Source organism: Microbacterium sp. H6, from assembly GCF_003314775.1.
Taxonomy (GTDB): Bacteria; Actinomycetota; Actinomycetes; order Actinomycetales; family Microbacteriaceae; genus Microbacterium; species Microbacterium oxydans.
Genome location: NZ_QOAY01000145.1, coordinates 1,246 through 2,355 on the forward strand (window position 1 = coordinate 1,246; position 1,110 = coordinate 2,355).

Here is a 1,110-nt window from a genome sequence, read left to right on the forward strand (position 1 = left end):
AGCCGGCCGCCGTAGCTGCCGTTGCCGTCCATGGTGATCGAGTACGGTCCACCCCATACGCCGCCATACGTCGCGTCGTTGTTGTTGCACTGCACGGAGATGGTCTGCCCCGGGTCGAAGTCCTGAGCGTTCAGGTAGAAGTACGCGCAGGTGCCGTCGTTGCAGTTCGGCTGGCCGTTCGCGTTGCCGGTCGAGGTGACCCAGGCGCGCGGATTGGGCTTCGGACCCGACGTGCCGGCTTCGCTCCGCGTGATCTTCTGCCCCGCGTCGTCCGTCACCTCGACGTCGATCGTGTGGCGCTGGCTGTAGCCGTCGCCCACGGTGGTGCTTCCGTTCGCACCGACGTGCGTCCACCCGCCGCCGTCGATCCGGATGCGCACGACCTTGATCCCACGTCCGTTGGCCGAGACGTTCGCGTTCCATCCGAACGTCACGCTCTTCGGGTTCGAGTTCACCGTCACCGAGGGCTGCCTCAGCGGTCCATAGGGATTGCCGGACATCTGGTTCGAGGCGTCGCTCGAGTAGGTCTGGCCGTCGACCGTCGAGACGGCACGGACCCGCACGTTGTAGTTCGTGCCGTTCGAGAGGCCGGTGATGACGTTGTTGCCCGGCATCGCCGCCCAGTTGCCCCCGATGGAGTACTGGTACTGCACCTCGTTCGACCTCGCACCGTTGAGCGCGCCGGGAGACCAGGTGAGCGTGAGCGACCGATCGCCTTCGGCGACGTTCGACAGCGAGGGCGCACCCGGCTTGTTCACACCGCGACGCGGTGCCGACATCGGGCTCCATTCACCCCAGTCCGCCTTGTTGTGCGCGCGGATGCGATACGTATACGGCGTCTCCGAGGTCGGGACCTTCACCGCCTGCGACCTGGCGTCGGCTCCCGGCGTGATGGTGTTCCGCAGCGTGCCTCCCTCCCACACCTGCAGCTGGAACGAGTCGATCGGGTCGCCGTTCGCGTTCCCCGGCACCCAGTTCACCTGCATCTGCGCCTCGGTGCCCACGCCCTGCAGCTGTGTGACGGTGGGCGCGGCGGCGGGCATCGGCGGCCCCGCGGGCACCTCGGAGGCCGACCAGCCGCTCCAGCTCGACGGCTCGGGCGCGCGGTTG

1 protein-coding gene is annotated in these 1,110 nt (G+C 68.1%); it reads right to left on the minus strand.

Annotated features, from left to right (window positions below):
• On the minus strand, nucleotides 1–1,043 hold a 1,043-nt coding region (locus DSP71_RS09285), incomplete at its 3' end, for a fibronectin type III domain-containing protein (protein ID WP_147251268.1).
• Nucleotides 1,044–1,110 lie beyond the last annotated feature (67 nt).